The sequence below is a fragment of the Roseovarius sp. MBR-51 genome, from assembly GCF_053628575.1.
This window is the reverse complement of record NZ_JBRJGQ010000006.1, coordinates 37,650-55,508: the sequence shown is the minus strand read 5'-3', so window position 1 is coordinate 55,508 and position 17,859 is coordinate 37,650. Positions and strand designations below refer to the sequence as shown.

Here is a 17,859-nt window from a genome sequence, read left to right as displayed (position 1 = left end):
CCCGCCGTTCATCGTTCTTCAAATACTCAAAAAATCTCAGCCCTCGGCAATCAAGAGCGCCGCCGCCAGAAACTTGCGCCCGTCATCGAACACGGGCGGCTTTTCCCCCCGCCAGCGCGCACAGATCGGCCGCTCACGCCGCGCGCCTGCCAGCAATCGCCGCAACGCCTGATCGCTCTCGGCGGCAATGGCGCGATAGCGCTTGCGCATGTTGTCGTGGAACGTGTCGCGGTGCAGCGCCTCCATCCGCAGATGAAAGAGCGACGACCGACTGCGTGGCTTGAACACGATCCCACCTACCGCCTCAGGTGCGCGCCGCCAGAGGTTCAGCGCCTGCTTTTGCAAGGCTTCCGCCCGCGCGCCCTGTCCGGCATCCCGCGCCAGAACCGCCAGATTGGCAAGGCTCGTGGCCCGCCGCATATCCTGCGCGCTGAAGAACAGCCGTGCCACCCATCCCGCGCGCCGCAGCAGTCGCGCGGCCCCCGCCCGGTCGCCCGCCATATAGGCCGCACAGCCCGCTTCGGTCAGCCGCTCCCAGACCAGATCGGCCCGCGACCAGCCCGCTTCGCGCGCCACCCGCATTTCGGTGTCGCCGCGCTCAAAGCCCCAGATACGCGGCGCGAACATGTTCATTTCCACGTAGCTCATGGGCAGGGCCCTCCATTGCGGTGTTTCCGGTTTCCAACACATAGGCGTGATGCGCCAGTTCCAGCGCCAGTTCGGCATTCTGCTCCACCAGCACGACCGACAGGCCCTGCGCGTTGATCTCCTCGATGATCCGCGCGATTTCCTCGACGATCACCGGCGCAAGCCCCATCGACGGCTCGTCCATCAGCAAGAGGCGCGGCTTTGACATCAGCGCCCGACCAATCGCCAACATCTGCTGCTCGCCGCCCGACATGGTCTGCGCCCGCTGCCCCCGCCGCTCGCGCAGACGCGGAAAGCGGTCATAGACCTGATCCAGATCGCGCTCGATCTCGGGCTTGTCGCGCCGCAGAAACGCGCCGGTGCGCAGGTTCTCCTCGACCGTCATGTCCTTGAAAATCCGCCGCCCCTCGGGCACATGCGCAATGCCATGCGCCACCACCTTATGCGCGGGCAAATGGTCAATCCGCGTGCCCTCGAACAGGATTTCGCCCGCCACAATCGGCACCATTCCCGACATCGCGCGCAGCGTCGTGGTCTTACCCGCGCCATTGCCGCCGATGATCGTCACGATCTTGCCCTCGGGCACGGCAATGGAAATGTCGCGTATCGCGTTGATCTTGCCATAGTTGACGGCGATCTTGCGCATCTCAAGCAACATGGCGTGCGCCTCCCAGATAGGCCTCGATCACCGCCGGATGGTGGCGTATTTCCGCAGGTCCCCCTTCGGCCAGAAACTTGCCGAAGCTCATGCAGGTGATGGTATCGCAGAGCCCCATGATCGCCTGCATGTCATGCTCGACCAAGAGGATCGTGATCCCATCCGCCTTGAGACGGCGCATCAACTCCATCATCTGCCGGGTTTCCTCGGGGTTCATGCCGGTAAAGGGCTCATCGAGCAGCATCACATCGGGATGGCTCGCATAGGCCACCGCCAGCCCGAGCGCACGCTGATGCCCGTGCGAGAGATCCCCAGCACGTTCTTCAACCAGATCGCTCAGACCAAAGAACTCAAGCGCCTCTCGCGCCCGCGCCTCTGCCCCACGACGATCTTCGCGATCCCAACCGATGATGGCAGCAAAGATATTGGGTCGGAACGGCATATGCGTGCCCACCAGCGCATTCTCCAGTACCGTCAGTTCGGCAAACAACGTCGAATGCTGGAACGTCCGCACCACGCCACGCCGCGCGACCTCATGCATTGCAAGGCCGGATATATCCTCGCCCCGCAAGAGGATCTGACCAGACGTCGGCGTATAGAACCCCGACATCATGTTGAACGTGGTCGTCTTGCCCGCGCCATTAGGACCAATCAAACCGTGAATCGTGCCATGGTTCACCTTGAACGACAGCCCATCCACCGCCATCAACCCGCCAAAGCGCATGGTCAGCCCGCGCATTTCCAGAAAATCGGTCATATCGCGGCCTTTCTGTCGGATTTAGCTGTGGACCTACGTGGCAGGAACTTTTGAACAATGCTCTCCAACCCATTGGGAAGAAAGAGAATAGACAGGATCATGATCGCCCCGTAAATCAGCGGCCGCGCCTGCTCGAACCCCATTCCGCGCAGCACGATCTCATTGATCACAGTCAGCAGAACACAGCCCAGAATGGGGCCGTAAAAGGTCGTCGTCCCTCCCACGATGGCCCATGTCAGCACAAACACCATCACCTCGATGTCAAAGGAGTTGGGGTTCACCGTACCCACGTAATGTGCCTGCAATGCACCGGCGATGCCGGCAAAGCCCGAGGCGATGGCAAAGGCCAACGTCCGATACGCCCGCAGGTTGACCCCCGACGCCTGCGCCAGCTTGTCCTGCCAATGCACCGCGTGAAAGGTCAGACCCACGGGTGATTTCTCGATCCGCCACAGCACCCAGAGACAGGCCAAGACAATAACCCCGGCAAAATAATAGTAGGATACCGGCTCGAAGAAATCGAAGCTGTAAAACCCAAGCGAGAAATCCGGCATCGGATCAATCCCCGAAATCCCCCGTACGCCGCCGAATGGCTCGCGGAACCGCTTCCAGATCAGTCGGATGATCTCACCCGCGGCAAACGATCCGATGAGAAAGTAGAACCCCTTCATCCGAAAGAGCGGAAACGACAGCAGCACCGCCAAAAGCGCCGATGTGATCCCGCCAAGGAACATCGCCACCGGCACGGCCACACCTAATTCCTTGGTCAGCAGCGCCGAGGCATAAGCCCCCACCCCCATGATCACCACATGCCCAAGTGACCATTCGCCGGTCAGCGTCAGCAGCCGATACGAGGTGACCAAGAGGATATTGATCACCAGAAAGACCAGAATTTCCTGCTGGGAAAAGCTCAACCCATGCGGCAAGGCAATCAGCGCCACCGCGCCGAAGAGAAACATCAACGGCTTAAGCACGATCCGCACTCCCGAACAATCCGGTGGGTTTGACGATCAGCACCACCAGCATGAGCGACAAGCCCACGATATCGGCCAGCACCCCATCCGAAAAGGTTGTCACGAAGGTGTGGACAAAGGCATAGACCACCGAGGCGACGATCGCCCCTTCCAGTGATCCGACGCCGCCCACGATGATGACGATAAAGGCCGTGACAATCACCGAATGCCCCATATGCGGGTTGACCGACACCAGCGGCGCCGTCAGCGCGCCCGCAACCCCAGCCAGTGCCGCACCGATAAACATCGCAATCCGCGCCGTTTGCGTGATCGAAATCCCCTGCAACGCCGCCGCCTCCGGGTCTTGCGCCGAGGCGCGCAGCGCCCAGCCAAACCGCGTCCGCTTGAGGAAATACCACAGCGCACTCAACAGCACGACAGCCGCCACAATCACATAGAGCCGCGCCACCGGCACACCCACCTTGTCAGTGATCCGCCACACCTCTTGCGTCACCGGCGGGATATGCTCCATCCGCACGCCAAACCCCATCACCGCCAGGGATTGCAGGATCATCAGGAACCCGATCGAGGCCACCAGCCCGCCCAAGGGATTATCCTTGAGCGGTCGAAACAGCCCCCATTCCATCAGCAGGCCCAACATGCCGACGAACACCATGCCAATCGGCACCGCGACAAAGAACGGCAGATGCATGTCGGCATAGAGCGCCACCACCGCATAGGCACCGGCCATGAACAACTCGCCATGTGCGAAATTGACCACACCCATCACCCCAAAGATCAGCACGAGGCCGACCGCGACCAAAGAAATATAGCTTGCTGCATAGACGGCGTTCAGGCCGGTCTGCGCCAGGAGTTCCATCATCGGAATGCTCGAATTTTAGAGAGAAGAAGAAACAGCGCCCGCGTCCCGGGCGCTGTTCGTGTGCCGGTCTTAGGTCCGCTGATCCCACATCTGGCCATAGGCCTGCATATGTTTGATCAAGAGATCGCCATGCCGGCTGTACCAATCGGGAATGGACCGGAATTCCTTGATCACAGCCTTGCCGTTCTCAATCGCCACCACCGGCCAATCACCGACCAGCGCGTTGTTGATGCCAAAGAGTTCCTCGCCCCACCATTCCGCATCACCAAAGGCGTGCTTGCCGGGCCCGTCCTGCATCGCTGTGATCACCGCTTCGGGATCGGCAGAGCCTGCCTTTTCCGCCGCAGCTTTCCACAGATCCATGATCGAGGCGTATTCCCAGCTCACCGCGCCCCACTGACCGGGATGCCGCTTGTTGTACTCGGCATAGAACCCGTTGGGGTCTTCGAAATTCACGGTTTCCGCATTCAGCGCCGGATCATCGAAATCCGGGAACTGGAAAATGAACCCTTCCATGAATTCCTTCGAGGTCTTGGCGATCATCTGGTCATAGAAATCCGCCGTGCAACTGATGATCTGCCCGCCAAAGTTCTGCTGGAACAACTGCTCTGCGATGGGGTGCACATAATCCGAATAGCAGGTGTCGAGACAGATGATATCGGGGTTCTTGGCCAAGAGCCGCGTCACCACCGGCGCGAAATCCGTCGTCGCAGGATCAAACAGCAGCGGCTCGTCCAGCATCTCGATCCCCGCAGCCTCGAATGCCGCGAGATAGGTCGCCACCGACGGCAGGCCAAGCGCATCGTCCTGCGCGCACATCACGGCCGTTTTCAACTCGGGCTTGTTCTGCGCCAGCCACTCGACCCCGGTCACGTTGTAGATCGGGTGCACCTCAGCAGGTGCCAAGAGCGTCTTGCTGTCCGGCGAAAGATCCGACGGCAGCAGCGTCGAAAAGAGCATGCCCGTACGTTCCGCCACCGGCTGCACACCGGGCCAGGTATCGCCACCCAGCATCATGATGAAACTCACGCCATCCTCGCGGATCAGCTTGGTCGCCCCGGTGCGGGCCTTGGCCGGATCATATTCATTGTCATAGGACACGAATTCCACCGGATGCGTCCCATCCGCCAGCGTGATGCCACCCGCAGCATTGACCCGCTCGGCCCAGATTTCACAGCCATCAAGACCGGGCTTGCCCCAGGCCGCCACAGCACCCGTCAAAGGCGCCAGAAACCCGATCTTGATCGGTTCTCCCGCCGCCAGCGCCATTTTCGGCAGGCCAAGCGCAGCGGTTGCCGCCGCCGATGTCTTTAGAAAGGTCCGTCGCGTGAACCCCGAAGCGATAAATTTGGAAAGCATGCGTTCCTCCAACTGTTGGCGCCACGCGCCATCCGCGCAGCAGAGAGTAGCCAAGAGCGACCTGTTTTTGGTTCATTTCCAACCTCAGTTACTATACCAGTTTCCGAAATTGGTTTGGCCCACGAGGGAAGGCTAGCAAAGCGATGTGCAACTCACAAGAAAATTTGTTTCTTAGAGTTATAATTAAACCGGATTCCTGAGCCAAATCTTTCAATTCGCACAGAATTTTAGCAAGATCAGTTTGCGGGCAATTGGCACATAACGGCTTTCACCCCGCAAAACTGGTCCTCTAAGGGGTTAAAATTGGTCCTATGACCCCGCCGTCCGACTTGTGAAGGCGATGCATTCCGCCTAGATTTCCACCAAACGGCCTTCGCGCCAGACGAGGGAGCAGACGAAGGACATCACATCATGGCCAGTCAGACCACGAATACCACGGCGCAACTCGTCACCACACATTCGGTTGGGGCGACCGTGCAGGTGGTGATCGACAGCCTCTTTGCCCGAATCAAATCCGAGGAGTATCCCGAGGGTGCGCGACTGCCATCAGAGCGCACACTGTCGTCAGAACTCGGCGTCGCCCGTAACACCGTGCGCGATGCGCTCGATGTGCTCGAATCGCGACAGATCATCCGCCGCCGCGCAGGCTCTGGGAGCTTTGTAACCTATAAGAGCGAACTCAGCCGCACCGGCAACCGCAGCGCCTTGGCCGAAAACACCAGCCCGCTCGACCACCTCGTCGTGCGCGGCATTCTGGAGCCGGAAATGATCCGCCTCGCGGTCATCAACATGACCCCCCGCGACATCATGGAACTCGACGACATTCTCACCCGGATGGAGGCAATCAGCACCAATGCCGCCGAATTCGTGAGCTGCGAAGAAGAATTCTATCGCAAGATTGCCGCGGGCACCGGCAATCCGCTGCTCGCCTCCTGCTATGATCTGGCGATCGAGGCTTGCTTGCAGACCCACCGCTCCACCATGATGCGGCGGCATCTCACGCCCAAACGCATCGAGGATTACCAGAAACGCTATAATGCGCTCTTCAACGCGATTTCCTCCCGCGACGTCGAAACTGCGGTGGAATACATCAAGCTGCACCTGATCGAGGAACAAAAGACCCTGCTGCAAGAGGACTGAGCACAAGGAGGCCGAGCAGAGTCAGCTCACCACCAGCCGCGTCTCCAAACAGGCCTTGCCCGCCCCCTGCCCGTGCCGCTGATGCCAGAGTTGGCCAAGTGCGGCCATTTCCGCCCACAACAGCGCCTCGTGCCGCGCCAGCCACTCAGGGATTGACCCGAAATCGACAATCCGCGCCTTACCGCCTTGGATTTGCACCACCGGCCAATCACCGATCAGCGTATGATCGAGGCCAAACATATCCTGCCCCCACCATTGCGCCGGGCCAAAGGCATGGTTGACCTCGCCCAACTGCCGCATCGCCGCCAGAACCGACACCGAATTGACCGTCCCCGCCCGCTCGACCGCTGATTGCCAGATATCGAGGATGGCGGCATATTCCCAACTCACCGCCGTCCAGCTGCCCGGAAACCTTCTGTTGTATTCCTCATAGAACACCTGCGGCTGGTTAAAGAAGAACGCCTTTTCCGCAAGCGCCGGATCGTCGAAATCGGGAAACTGGAACAGGAACCCTTCCATGAATTCGGGCGAGGTGAGCGCGATCAACTGCTCATAGCAATCCGCCGTGCAGCTCAGGATCTGGCCCCCATACCCCTGAAGATAGGCATATTCCGTCATCGCATGCACCATCGGCGTATAGCTCGTGCACCAGCACAGCATATCCGGCGACGCGGCCAACATCGGCGCTACAACGTCGGGGGCCGAAGCTGTGCCGGGATCATAGCGGATTTCCTCGACGATCTCGATCCCCACCGCCTTGAACGCCGCGCGGTACGCGGCGAGCGCGGGCAGGCCAAGCGCATCGGTCTGCGCACAGAGCGCCACGGTCCGTATCTCCGGCCGGTGCTTGGCGATCCATTCCACCGCCGTCACCGTGTAAATCGGCAGCGATTCGCCCGGCGCGATCAGATACGGCGTGTCCGGCGACAGATCACTCGTCAGCAAGGATGAGGTCAGCACCTTCTGCCCCATCAGATAATCGCGCACCTCTGTGAACGAATCGCCCCCCAGCATCATCACCAGCGCCGCATCATGGGTCTGCACCAGTTGCCGCGCGCCCGCCAGCGCATCCGCCCCGTCATAGCCGCAATCATAAGCCTCGAGCCGCACCGGGAATCGCCGCCCCCCCATCAGCACGCCCCCCGCCCGGTTGAGCCAATCCACCCAAATCTGACAGCCGTTCAGCCCCGGCAGCCCCCATGATTCGACCGGCCCGCTCAAGGGGGCAAGAAATCCGATGGTCAACGTCTTGCGCATCCCGACCGAAAACCGGGGCAGAGCGCTTCTGATGGCCAGGCGTTGTGCGAAACTGGAATTGGACATGCTTGATTTCTAGCAGGTTCGCGGCCCTGCGCCACCCGGTTCATGGGAAAAATTTATTCTTCGCGAGAAAATTTATTGACAACAGGTCCGGCACAACCTCAGTCTGGCATGGACCAAAGGCACCAATACTAGAATATTGGTCCATACCAGCTTGGAGGGCTACATGACCAAAAAACGAATTGCGATCATCGGCGCGGGACCGTCGGGCCTGGCCCAATTGCGGGCCTTCCAATCCGCAGCGACCAAGGGTGCCGAAATCCCCGAAATCGTCTGTTTCGAAAAGCAGGACAACTGGGGCGGGCTCTGGAACTACACATGGCGCACCGGCCTTGATCAGTATGGCGAGCCAGTGCATGGCTCCATGTATCGCTATCTGTGGTCGAACGGCCCCAAGGAAGGCCTGGAATTCGCCGACTATTCCTTTGAGGAACATTTCGGCAAGCAAATCGCCTCTTACCCGCCCCGCGCCGTGCTTTTCGACTATATCGAAGGCCGCGTGCTCAAGGCCGGCGTGCGCAATCTGATCCGCTTCTCCACCGCCGTCCGCTGGGTCGAAAAAGCCGGTGATAAATTTAACGTCACCGTATGCCACCTCCCCGAAGACCGCACCTACACCGAGGAATTTGATCACGTCATCGTCTGTTCGGGCCATTTCAGCACGCCCAACGTCCCCTATTTCCCCGGCTTCGAGAATTTCAAAGGTCGCGTTCTGCACGCCCATGACTTCCGCGACGCGCTGGAATTCAAGGACAAGGACATTCTCATCGTCGGCACCAGCTATTCCGCCGAAGACATCGGCTCGCAATGCTGGAAATACGGCTGCAAATCCGTGACCGTCAGCCATCGCACAGCCCCCATGGGCTTCAACTGGCCGGACAACTGGCAAGAGGTGCCACTCCTGCAAAAGGTCGAGGGCAACACCGCCTATTTCAAGGATGGCACCACCAAGGACGTGGACGCGGTGATCCTGTGCACCGGCTACAAGCACCATTTCCCCTTCCTGCCCGACGATCTGCGACTCAAGACCGCCAATCGCCTCGCCACCGCCGACCTCTACAAAGGTGTCGCCTTCGTGCGCGAACCGGCCCTCTTCTACCTCGGCATGCAGGATCAGTGGTTCACCTTCAACATGTTCGACGCGCAGGCGTGGTGGGTGCGCGACGCAATCATGGGCCGCATCGCCCTACCGGATCAGGCCACGATGGAGGCGGATGTGATCGACCGCGTGGCCCGCGAGGACGCCGGCGAGGATGATTACGCGGCGATCTGGTATCAGGGCGATTACGTCAAGGAACTGATCGACGAGACCGACTATCCCAGCTTTGATGTCGAAGGTGCCTGCAAAGCCTTCAAGGAGTGGAAAGGCCACAAGAAGAAGGACATCATGGGCTTCCGCAATAACGCCTATAAATCCGTCATCACCGGCACCATGGCGCCCATGCACCACACGCCCTGGAAAGACGCGCTTGATGACAGTCTCGAAGTTTACCTCCAGAACTAACCTTCCCTGACTGAGGTGGGCGGCCCCGCGCTGCCCACTTTTTTCACATCCCGCGACGCCACACAGGTGCGACAGGACTTGATCTTGGGTGTCGCGCAGCGCATGCACAGGGCCATGTCACACCATTGCCCTCATCCCGATTTTCCCTGATGCCGATTGCCCTCGATAGTCTCGCGGCACTGGCCGCCCTGCCCTTTGACGAGGTCATCGACGTGCGCTCCCCCGCCGAATTCGCCGAGGATCACATTCCCGGAGCCATCAACCTGCCTGCACTCTCGAATGAGGAACGCGCCCGCGTGGGCACAATCTACGTGCAACAGGACCGATTTCTCGCCCGCAAGATTGGCGCGGCACTGGTGGCCCGAAACGCTGCTGCCCATCTTGAAGGCCCGCTTGCGGATCGTCACGGCGGCTGGCGTCCGCTCGTCTATTGCTGGCGCGGTGGCCAGCGCTCAGGCTCTTTCACCGTGATTTTGCAACAGATCGGCTGGAAGGCTGAGACCATTCAGGGCGGCTATCAGAGCTATCGCCGTCTGGTCGCCGGCGCCCTTTATGAAGAGGCTTTTCCCGCTCCTATCACGCTGATTGACGGCGGCACCGGCACCGGCAAGACCCATCTGCTCTCCCATCTCGCGGACCAAGGCGCGCAAGTGATCGATCTTGAACACCTGGCCGCCCATCGCGGCTCGGTCTTTGGCCCCGTCGCGGGCGGGCAACCCTCGCAAAAATCATTCGAGAGCGCGCTGGCCGCCCAAATGGCCCGGCTCGATCCCACGCGCCCGGTCTATATCGAGGCCGAGAGCACCCGCATCGGGCGGATCAACCTGCCACCCATGCTGACCAGCGCCATGCGTGTCGCACCTGTGATCCGGCTCGAGGTGCCCCTTGCCGCCCGCGTGTCCAACCTCTGCGCCGATTACACCGACCTCATCGCCGATCCCGACCGGCTCGACGCGATCCTCAGCCGGCTGGTGCAGTATCACGGCCACGCCCAAGTGGACCAGTGGCGCGCCCTCGCCGCCACAGGCGATTTTCCCACCCTCGTGGCGCAGTTGATCGAGACCCATTACGACCCGCGCTACATCCGCAAACCCCGCCCCGAAGGGATCACCCCCTTGGACTTGCCCGATTTGTCAGAGGCCACGCTGCAAGCGGCAGCACAGGATTTGATTCAGAGCGCGTAGGCTTGGGGTATTGCAAACATCGGCCCCAGTTCCCCGCGCGGAATCAAGGCGCGGCACGCTTTAAAGCACGTTGCTTCTGATCGGGTTCACATCGCCCCGGCCCCCGAGCCGGGGCCTCGACGCTGTTTTGGCGAGGTTCCGGGTCAAGCCCGGGTCGGGTGTGGTTTCGATTGAGCGCAACACGCCCTAACCTCGCCCTCACCCCCTCACCCTGATTCCCACCGGCCCTGCCACAACCCGCCCGATCACAGCCGCCACATGCCCCGCCGCGCGCAACCGCTCCACCAACTCGTCCGCCTCCTCGGCCCCAACCGCCGCCAGCATCCCCCCCGCCGTCTGCGGATCGTGCAACAACGCCACCCGTGCGCCCTGTCCGCCTTCAACCGGCGCCGCCGCCACATTCGCCGCCCAGATCGTCGAGCGCACCCCTGCCTCTGCAAGCGCCTCAGCGCCCGCGTAAACCGGCACCGCCGCCAGATCGACCTCCGCCCCAACACCCGACGCCCGGCACATGGCCATCAGATGCCCCGCCAGACCAAAGCCCGTTACATCCGTCATCGCATGGGCATCACCCAAAATCTCCGCCGCATCCCCCTGCGGCACCTGCAACGCCGCCAACAGCGCCGCAATATCGCGCCCATCGGCCTGTCCGCGCATCTCCGCCGCCAAGAGAACGCCCGACCCAATCGGCCGCGTCAGGATCAGCGCATCGCCAACCTGCGCCCCCGCCACCGTAATGGCCTCACGCTCCAAAATCCCGGTCACCGTAAAGCCGATGCTCGCCTCCGCGCCCATGGTGGAATGCCCGCCCACAATCTCGGCTCCGCCTGCACGCAGCGCCTCACCCGCCTGCGCCATGATCTCGGCCATGGTGCGCGCCTGCAACGCCTCGGCCATGCGCGGCAAGGTCACAGACACCAGCGCCACCTGCGGCTTGGCCCCCATCGCCCAGACATCGCCCAAGGCATGCAGCGCCGCAATCCGTGCCATCACCCCCAGATCCTCGGTAAATCCCCGCAGATGATCCGTGGTCAGCACCTGCTGCACACCGCCCACCCGGATCACCGCGGCATCATCCCCCGGTCCGGTCACTATATCCGCGCGCAGCGGCTGCCGCTCCTCGGCCAAAACCGCTGACAGCACCCCCGGCGCCACCTTGGCCCCGCACCCACCACAGAGCGGCTCTGGCCCCACACCGCCCAAGGCGCGCATACCCGGCATCTCCGCCGCCGCCATCGCAGGCAAATCGCCAAATTGAACCATGAACTTCCGGTCGATCCGATCCTTGAGCCGCCAGAGCAAGGGCCCGCCAAAAGCCATGCCCAGCTTCTCGGCCAAGGCCGACTTTTCGCCCAGCGAAATCAGCTTGAGATAATCGCGCTGCGGATGAAACGCCCGTGTCTTGCCCCCGCTCAACACTGCACGCAGATTGTCACGCAGCACAGGCGCGGCGCGCACCGCATAAACCCCGGCCTTTGGGCGCGGCGCATGGGTCAGATGCGCGCAATCCCCGGCGGCAAAAATCGCCTCTTGCCCCTCGACCCGCAAATCCGCCCCCACGCGCAAAAACCCGTCCTCCGTCACCGGCAATCCGGTCTCGGCCAGCCATCCATGCGCCCGCGCGCCCGCTGCCCCCGCGACAAACCCCGCCGCAATCTCGGTGCCATCCGCCAGAACCACACCCGCACCTTTGACTTGCGCCACCTCGACACCCGTCAGAATACGCACCCCCGCCGCCACACAGGCGCGGATCAGGCGCGGTCGGATCACCGGCGCGCACGGCGCAATCTCCCCTGCCCGCTCGATCAGCGTCACCTCCGCCTGCCCCGCAACGCCCCGCAGCCGATAGGCCATCGCCATCGCCAATTCGATCCCGGCAATCCCGCCGCCGATCACCGCCGCTTGCGGTGTGGCCCCTTGCGCCACCCGGTCGAGAAACGCTTCCCACGCCCCGGCAAAGGGGCCGAGCGGCTTGGCTGCAACGCCATGCTCAGAGAACCCCGGCACCCGTGGCATGCCCGAATGGATGCCCACATCGACCGAGGCCACATCATAACCAATTTCGCCCCGCCCCTCGACCGTCACCCGACCCGCGTCCGCATCAATCCCCGTGGCCGCGCCCACGATCAGCCGCGCGCCGGCAAACCGCGCCAGTCGCACCAGATCAATTTCCAATTCCTCGCGCCGGTAATGCCCCGCCACCAACCCCGGCAACATGCCCGTGTAGGGCGCCACCGGATTGGGGTCGATCACCGTCAACCGCGCCCCCGGCAGCGGGTCCATCCCCCACATCCGCAGCACCAGCGCATGCGCATGCCCGCCCCCGATCAGCACCAGATCACGGGTCAGGGGAACAGAGGCAGGCATCATCGGAAAACTCCTATTTCTGCGCTTGGGATAGGCCAAGCCGCCGCATAGGAAAAGCGGCGAATGCGCGCGGCTCAGCCGCCCTTGAGCCGCTTGAGCAGCACGACTTCGCTATCGGGGCGAATGGGCGTGAACCAACTGTCATTATAGACGCGCCCGTCAATCGACACCGACACGCCGCGCTCCAACTCCGCGCGCAGGCCGGGGAATTTCTCCCCCAGCCCATCAAGCAACGCGCGCAAGGTGTCGGCCTCGACCGCCACCTCGCGTTGGCCTTCCGCGCTCTCGGCCAGAGACCCCCAGAGCACGACCTTGACCATCAGCCCTTTGCCGCCTGAATCGCTGCCAACACACGCGGCGGCGACATCGGCAGGCGCGTCATCCGCACGCCCGCCGCCGCCGACACCGCATTGGCCACCGCCGCCAAGGGCGGCACAATCGGCGTTTCCCCGACCCCGCGCACCCCATAAGGATGCCCCGGATTGGGGATTTCCAAAATCACAGTATCGATCATCGGCAGGTCAGAGGCCACGGGAATCCGGTAATCAAGGAAGCCTGCGTTTTGCAGAATCCCATCCTCGCCATAGATGTATTCCTCGTTGAGCGCCCAGCCGATACCCTGCACCGCTCCGCCCTGAAACTGCCCTTCGACATAGGCCGGATGCACCGCGCGCCCCGCGTCCTGAAACACCGTGTAGCGCAGGATCTTGGTGGCCCCGGTATCGGGATCAACCTCGACATCCACCATATGCGTGCCAAAGCTGACACCTGCCCCTTCGGCGTTGACCTCATGGTGGCCCGCAATCGGCCCGCCCGTGTTGCTGGCAATCGCGGCGATTTCCTTGAGGGTCATCGGCGGGAACTTTCCCGCGTTGGGGCCAGCGGGGCGCGCGGCCCCGTCTTCCCATTCGACCGCCTCTTCGTCGATGCCCCAGATCATCGCGGCACGTTTGCACATCTCGCGCTTGGCGGCGCGCGCCGCCTCGATCGTGGCCAGACCCACCGCGAATGTCACGCGGCTGCCGTCTGTCACCTCGTTCTGGCCCAGCGAACCGGTGTCGGCAATAACCGTGCGCACCTGCTCATAGGGAATGCCCAGCTCTTCGGCGGCCATCATCGTCATCGACGCGCGCGAGCCGCCAATGTCGGGATTGCCCTCCGACACTGTCACCGTCCCGTCCGGCGTCACATTGAGGCTGACGCAGGTATCGCCGCCAAAGTTGAACCAGAACCCGCAGGCCACACCGCGCCCTTGGTTATCGCCCAAGGGCGCGGTCCAATGCGGATGCGTATGCGCCGCCTCCAACGTCGCCATCAGGCCAATGGCCGGATAGGTCGGACCGTAAGAGGCTTTCGTGCCCTCCTTCGCCCCGTTCATCAACCGCACCGCCAGCGGATCAAGGCCAAATCCCTTGGCCAATTCGTCAATCGCGCTCTCCACCGCAAAGGCCGCCATCGGCGCGCCCGGTGCGCGGTAGGCCGCCGCCTTGGGCCGGTTGCTCACCACATCCCAGCCGACAGATTTGACGTTCTCGAGATCATAGGGCGCAAAGGCTGACATCGACCCCATATCAACCGGCGAGCCCGGATAGGCCCCGCCCTGATAGCGCAACTCGGCAAAGGCCGCCGTGATCCGGCCCTCCTTGGTCATCCCGATCCTGACATCAATCGAGGAAGACGCCGTGGGCCCGGTGGCGCGCAGCACCTCGGACCGGCTCATCACCATCTTGACCGGGCGGCCAGACTTTTTGGCCAGCATGAGCGCCACCGGCTCAAGGAATACCACCGTCTTGCCGCCGAACCCGCCGCCGATTTCGCTGGCCGTGACCCGCAATTGCCCCTGCTCCATCCCAAGGATCGCGGCACAGACATTGCGCACCATGTAATGCCCTTGGGTGCAGACCCAGAGATCCCCCTGACCATCCGCGCTCATCGTCGCCAGACAGGCATGCGGCTCGATATAGCCCTGATGCGTGGCCCCGGTGCGATAGGTCCGCTCGACCACGCGGTCGGCCTTGGCCAACCCCGCCTCGATATCGCCATGCCCGAACTCGACCCGCGAGATCACGTTGCCGGAATAGCCCTCGGGCACCGTTTCCTGTTGCCAGCCCTCATGCAACACCGGCGCGCCGGGCTTCATGGCCTCGTCCACATCCGTCACATGCGGCAGAACCTCATATTCCACCTCGATCAGCTTCAGCGCCTTGCGCGCCACCGCCGCCGAATTGGCGGCAATCGCCGCAACCGCATGCCCATCATAGAGCGCCTTGTCGCCCGCCATGCAATTGTCGATCACATTGGCCACATGGTCCGGCACATCGCCGAAATCGGCGCGCGTGACCACCGCCTTGACGCCGGGCAGCGCCTCGGCCTTGGAGGTGTCGATCCGCAGGATGCGCGCATGGGCATGGGGGCTGCGCAGAACGCGCCCCGTCAGCATCCCCGGTGCCGCCATATCCGCCCCAAAGCGCGCGCGCCCCGTGACCTTGTCGATCCCGTCAGGCCGGTTGGGCCGCGTGCCCACAACCTTGAAATCCTTGATTTTCTTGGTGTCATCCAAAGCCATCACGACGCCCTCCGCATGTCCGCTGCCGTTTCCATCACGGCGCGGATGATCTTGTCATAGCCGGTGCAACGGCACAGATTGCCCGCCAGCCAATAGCGCACTTCTTCCTCAGACGGGTCCAGGTTGCGCTCGAGCAGCGATTTTGCCGCCACCAGAATCCCCGGCGTGCAGATGCCACATTGCAGCGCGGCCATCTCGATGAACTTCTGCTGGAGCGGATGCAGCACCTCGCCCGCCGCCATGCCCTCGATCGTGGTGATCTCGCGGCCCTCGGCCTCAGCCCCCAGCATCAGGCACGAACACAGCAGCCGCCCATCCACCGTCACCGAACAGGCGCCGCAATCACCAGTGCCGCAGCCCTCCTTGGTGCCCGTCAGGCCCAGTTCGTCGCGCAGCACATCCAAGAGCGTCGCCTCAGCCTCACACAGAAACTCGGTCTCATCGCCGTTGATCGTCGTCGTCACATGTATCCGGCTCATGCCTTTTCTCCTTTCGCGCGCGCCTCTGCGATCACCGCCGCGCGGCGCGCCAGAACGCCCGCCACATGGCGACGGAAATCGACCGTACCGCGCTTGTCATCAATCGGGGTGGCCGCCGCTGAACAGGCCGCCGCCAGATCGGCTAGCGCCGCCTCATTGAGCACCCGACCGATGATGGCCTCTGCCGCCGCATCCACCAACATCACCTTGGGGCCAACCGCCCCCAGCGACACCCGCGCCGCCGCAACCTTGCCCGCCTCATCCAAACTCAGCGCAATGCCACAGCCCACCACCGCAATATCCATCTCGGTGCGCGGAATGAACCGCAGATAGGCATCGCCCGACCGCGCGCCGCGCGCAGGCAAATACACCGACGCGATGAACTCACCCGCGTCCAGCGAGGTCTTGCCCGGCGACTTGGGAATATCAATCACCGCAACGTCGCGCGTGCCTTTGGGGCCAACCACCCGCACGACCGCCTCCGCCGCCACCATCGCCGGTACCGAATCCGCCGCAGGCGAGGCGTTGCAGAGATTGCCCGCCAATGTGGCCCGCCCCTGCACCTGCGTCGAGCCAATGAGCCCCGCCGCCTCGACCACACCCGGCCATGCCGCGACAAGCCCCGCATGCTCGCCCATCTCGGCACCCGAGACTGCAGCCCCTATCCGCCAACCGCCGGCCTCCGGCGTCACCGCCTTCATGCCTGCGATCCGCTTGATATCGACGATCACGTCCGGCTCGATCATCTCCGAGCGGAGCTTGACCAACAGATCCGTGCCTCCCGCCAACACATACGCGCCCTGCTCTGCGGCCAGTATCCGCACAGCGGCCTCTACATCCTGAGGTGCCTCATACCGCATTCCGGCTTTCCTTTCCTGTTGTTCGCCGATCAGATCCCAATCTGACTCAGTCCCATTTTCGCTGACTATCCCGCAACTCGGGCCAAGACGCAAACCGCTTGCCGACATTCAGCCGCTCTTGCGCGCCATTCCTGTGCGCCCCCTGTACCTGATGCCATAGGTTCGGACAGTTAATGTGCCAAAATCGCCGTAATCCTTTGACAAGCTCTTTGCTGCATACCTGGTCCACCGCCACTCAAAGGTCATAGATGTCCGACCCCGATCCGCGCCCCCGCCCCAAACTCGACAAAGCGCGTCACGCGCTCTTGTTCGAGCTGTTCCGTCAGCGCAGCATGGCGCAATACGTGGCGCAGAAAAGAACCGCATTGCCCGAAACTCAATCGGTCGACCTGCGCCTCTTTGCACAATCCGCCAGCCGCTCCATCGCGCCCGACGGTCCATCCCAGCCGCTGCTCTGAGCCACTAACCGCGAAATCCCGTGGCAATCACGAATTTTTCCGAACTGTCCGCGCGTGACGCGGGCGGCTTTACATTGGCCACCTTGTCAAACCGCTTTTTCAGCAGCGTCTGCAACTCGCCCTCGGCCCCACCTGCCAGAACCTTGGACACAAAGGTGCCGCCGACCTCCAGCACGTCAAACGCCAGATAGGCCGCCGCCTCGCAAAGCGCGATGATGCGCAAATGGTCTGTTTGCTTGTGACCAGAGCTTGAGGCCGCCATATCCGACATCACCACATCAGCCTTGCCACCCAGCCAGTCCTTGATCTGCTGGTCTGCATCGTCGGCCATGAAATCAAGCTGATGAATCTCGCACCCGATGATTGGCTCCACCTCTTGCAGATCGACTCCCACGATCCGGCCAATCGCCTTGCCTTTCTTCTCGCCGAGGGCGTTGACACGCGGCACCGCCACCTGACACCAGCCCCCCGGCGCACAGCCCAGATCAAGCACCCGCGCGCCGGGCACAAGAAACCGGAACTTGTCATCCAATTCCATGATCTTGAACGCCGCACGGCCGCGATATCCCTCGATCTGCGCCCGCTTGACATAGGGATCGTTCAACTGCCGCTGCAACCAACGCGTCGAGGACGACGTGCGCCCGCGCGCCGTCTTGACCTTGACCGTCAGATCGCGTTGCCCGCGCCCCGAGGTGTTTTTGCCATCCGGTGTCTTGGCCATCT

The 17,859-nt window shown here is 62.5% G+C and carries 17 protein-coding genes; 4 read left to right on the top strand and 13 right to left on the bottom strand.

Features of this window, described 5'->3' with window-relative positions; genetic code table 11:
• Positions 1-36: 36 nt before the first annotated feature.
• The 6 genes from ACSSVY_RS10045 to ACSSVY_RS10020 all read right to left on the bottom strand — a co-directional run bounded on the left by ACSSVY_RS10045 (position 37) and on the right by ACSSVY_RS10020 (position 5,258).
• Positions 37-648 carry a tetratricopeptide repeat protein gene (locus ACSSVY_RS10045; protein WP_454269417.1) on the bottom strand — a complete coding sequence of 204 codons (612 nt, stop codon included), beginning with the start codon at positions 646-648 and terminating at the stop codon, positions 37-39.
• On the bottom strand, positions 599-1,306 hold the full coding sequence (locus ACSSVY_RS10040; RefSeq protein ID WP_454269416.1) for an ABC transporter ATP-binding protein: 708 nt from the start codon (positions 1,304-1,306) through the stop codon (positions 599-601). The genes ACSSVY_RS10045 and ACSSVY_RS10040 overlap by 50 nt, the downstream gene beginning before the upstream one ends.
• On the bottom strand, positions 1,296-2,063 hold the full coding sequence (locus ACSSVY_RS10035; RefSeq protein ID WP_454269415.1) for an ABC transporter ATP-binding protein: 768 nt from the start codon (positions 2,061-2,063) through the stop codon (positions 1,296-1,298). Before ACSSVY_RS10035 ends, ACSSVY_RS10040 begins: the two co-directional genes overlap by 11 nt.
• On the bottom strand, positions 2,060-3,037 hold the full coding sequence (locus ACSSVY_RS10030) for a branched-chain amino acid ABC transporter permease (protein ID WP_454269414.1): 978 nt from the start codon (positions 3,035-3,037) through the stop codon (positions 2,060-2,062). The genes ACSSVY_RS10035 and ACSSVY_RS10030 overlap by 4 nt, the downstream gene beginning before the upstream one ends.
• Positions 3,030-3,899, bottom strand: a complete 870-nt coding sequence (locus ACSSVY_RS10025) for a branched-chain amino acid ABC transporter permease (protein ID WP_454269413.1) — start codon at positions 3,897-3,899, stop codon at positions 3,030-3,032. Before ACSSVY_RS10025 ends, ACSSVY_RS10030 begins: the two co-directional genes overlap by 8 nt.
• Before the next feature lie 69 nt (positions 3,900-3,968).
• On the bottom strand, positions 3,969-5,258 hold the full coding sequence (locus tag ACSSVY_RS10020; protein ID WP_454269412.1) for an ABC transporter substrate-binding protein: 1,290 nt from the start codon (positions 5,256-5,258) through the stop codon (positions 3,969-3,971).
• A 411-nt stretch (positions 5,259-5,669) separates the two neighbouring features.
• On the opposite strand from ACSSVY_RS10020, the gene ACSSVY_RS10015 reads away from it, so the two are divergent.
• Entirely contained in the window at positions 5,670-6,398 is a 729-nt protein-coding gene (locus ACSSVY_RS10015) for a FadR/GntR family transcriptional regulator (RefSeq protein WP_454269411.1), read from the top strand.
• A 21-nt stretch (positions 6,399-6,419) separates the two neighbouring features.
• Here the strand turns inward: ACSSVY_RS10015 and ACSSVY_RS10010 are convergent, their stop codons facing one another.
• Positions 6,420-7,721: an ABC transporter substrate-binding protein gene (locus ACSSVY_RS10010; protein WP_454269410.1), complete on the bottom strand. Its 1,302-nt coding sequence runs from the start codon at positions 7,719-7,721 to the stop codon at positions 6,420-6,422.
• Positions 7,722-7,884: 163 nt separating this feature from the next.
• Between ACSSVY_RS10010 and ACSSVY_RS10005 the strand changes: the two genes are divergently transcribed.
• Complete coding sequence (locus ACSSVY_RS10005; RefSeq protein ID WP_454269409.1) at positions 7,885-9,222, top strand: NAD(P)-binding domain-containing protein; 1,338 nt, start codon at positions 7,885-7,887, stop codon at positions 9,220-9,222.
• Positions 9,223-9,371: 149 nt separating this feature from the next.
• A complete protein-coding gene (mnmH, locus tag ACSSVY_RS10000) occupies positions 9,372-10,406 on the top strand; it encodes a tRNA 2-selenouridine(34) synthase MnmH (RefSeq protein ID WP_454269408.1) in 1,035 nt (344 codons plus the stop codon).
• A gap of 198 nt (positions 10,407-10,604) precedes the next feature.
• Here the strand turns inward: mnmH and selD are convergent, their stop codons facing one another.
• From selD to ACSSVY_RS09975, 5 genes are all read right to left on the bottom strand, one after another.
• A complete protein-coding gene (selD, locus tag ACSSVY_RS09995; RefSeq protein ID WP_454269407.1) occupies positions 10,605-12,776 on the bottom strand; it encodes a selenide, water dikinase SelD in 2,172 nt (723 codons plus the stop codon).
• Between the two features lie 71 nt (positions 12,777-12,847).
• The gene (locus ACSSVY_RS09990) at positions 12,848-13,093 is read right to left on the bottom strand and encodes a MoaD/ThiS family protein (protein ID WP_296632676.1); all 246 of its coding nucleotides are present in this window, start codon (positions 13,091-13,093) and stop codon (positions 12,848-12,850) included.
• Positions 13,093-15,339: a xanthine dehydrogenase family protein molybdopterin-binding subunit gene (locus ACSSVY_RS09985; protein ID WP_454269406.1), complete on the bottom strand. Its 2,247-nt coding sequence runs from the start codon at positions 15,337-15,339 to the stop codon at positions 13,093-13,095. The genes ACSSVY_RS09990 and ACSSVY_RS09985 overlap by 1 nt, the downstream gene beginning before the upstream one ends.
• The gene (locus ACSSVY_RS09980; RefSeq protein WP_454269405.1) at positions 15,339-15,818 is read right to left on the bottom strand and encodes a (2Fe-2S)-binding protein; all 480 of its coding nucleotides are present in this window, start codon (positions 15,816-15,818) and stop codon (positions 15,339-15,341) included. The genes ACSSVY_RS09985 and ACSSVY_RS09980 overlap by 1 nt, the downstream gene beginning before the upstream one ends.
• Positions 15,815-16,678 (bottom strand): FAD binding domain-containing protein, encoded by an 864-nt coding sequence (locus tag ACSSVY_RS09975; protein WP_454269404.1) that lies wholly within the window; start codon positions 16,676-16,678, stop codon positions 15,815-15,817. Before ACSSVY_RS09975 ends, ACSSVY_RS09980 begins: the two co-directional genes overlap by 4 nt.
• Before the next feature lie 248 nt (positions 16,679-16,926).
• On the opposite strand from ACSSVY_RS09975, the gene ACSSVY_RS09970 reads away from it, so the two are divergent.
• A complete protein-coding gene (locus ACSSVY_RS09970) occupies positions 16,927-17,136 on the top strand; it encodes a hypothetical protein (protein ID WP_454269403.1) in 210 nt (69 codons plus the stop codon).
• Positions 17,137-17,140: 4 nt separating this feature from the next.
• Here the strand turns inward: ACSSVY_RS09970 and ACSSVY_RS09965 are convergent, their stop codons facing one another.
• Positions 17,141-17,857, bottom strand: coding sequence for an RlmE family RNA methyltransferase (locus ACSSVY_RS09965; protein WP_454269402.1), 717 nt, complete (start codon positions 17,855-17,857; stop codon positions 17,141-17,143).
• Between the last annotated feature and the right edge of the window lie 2 nt (positions 17,858-17,859).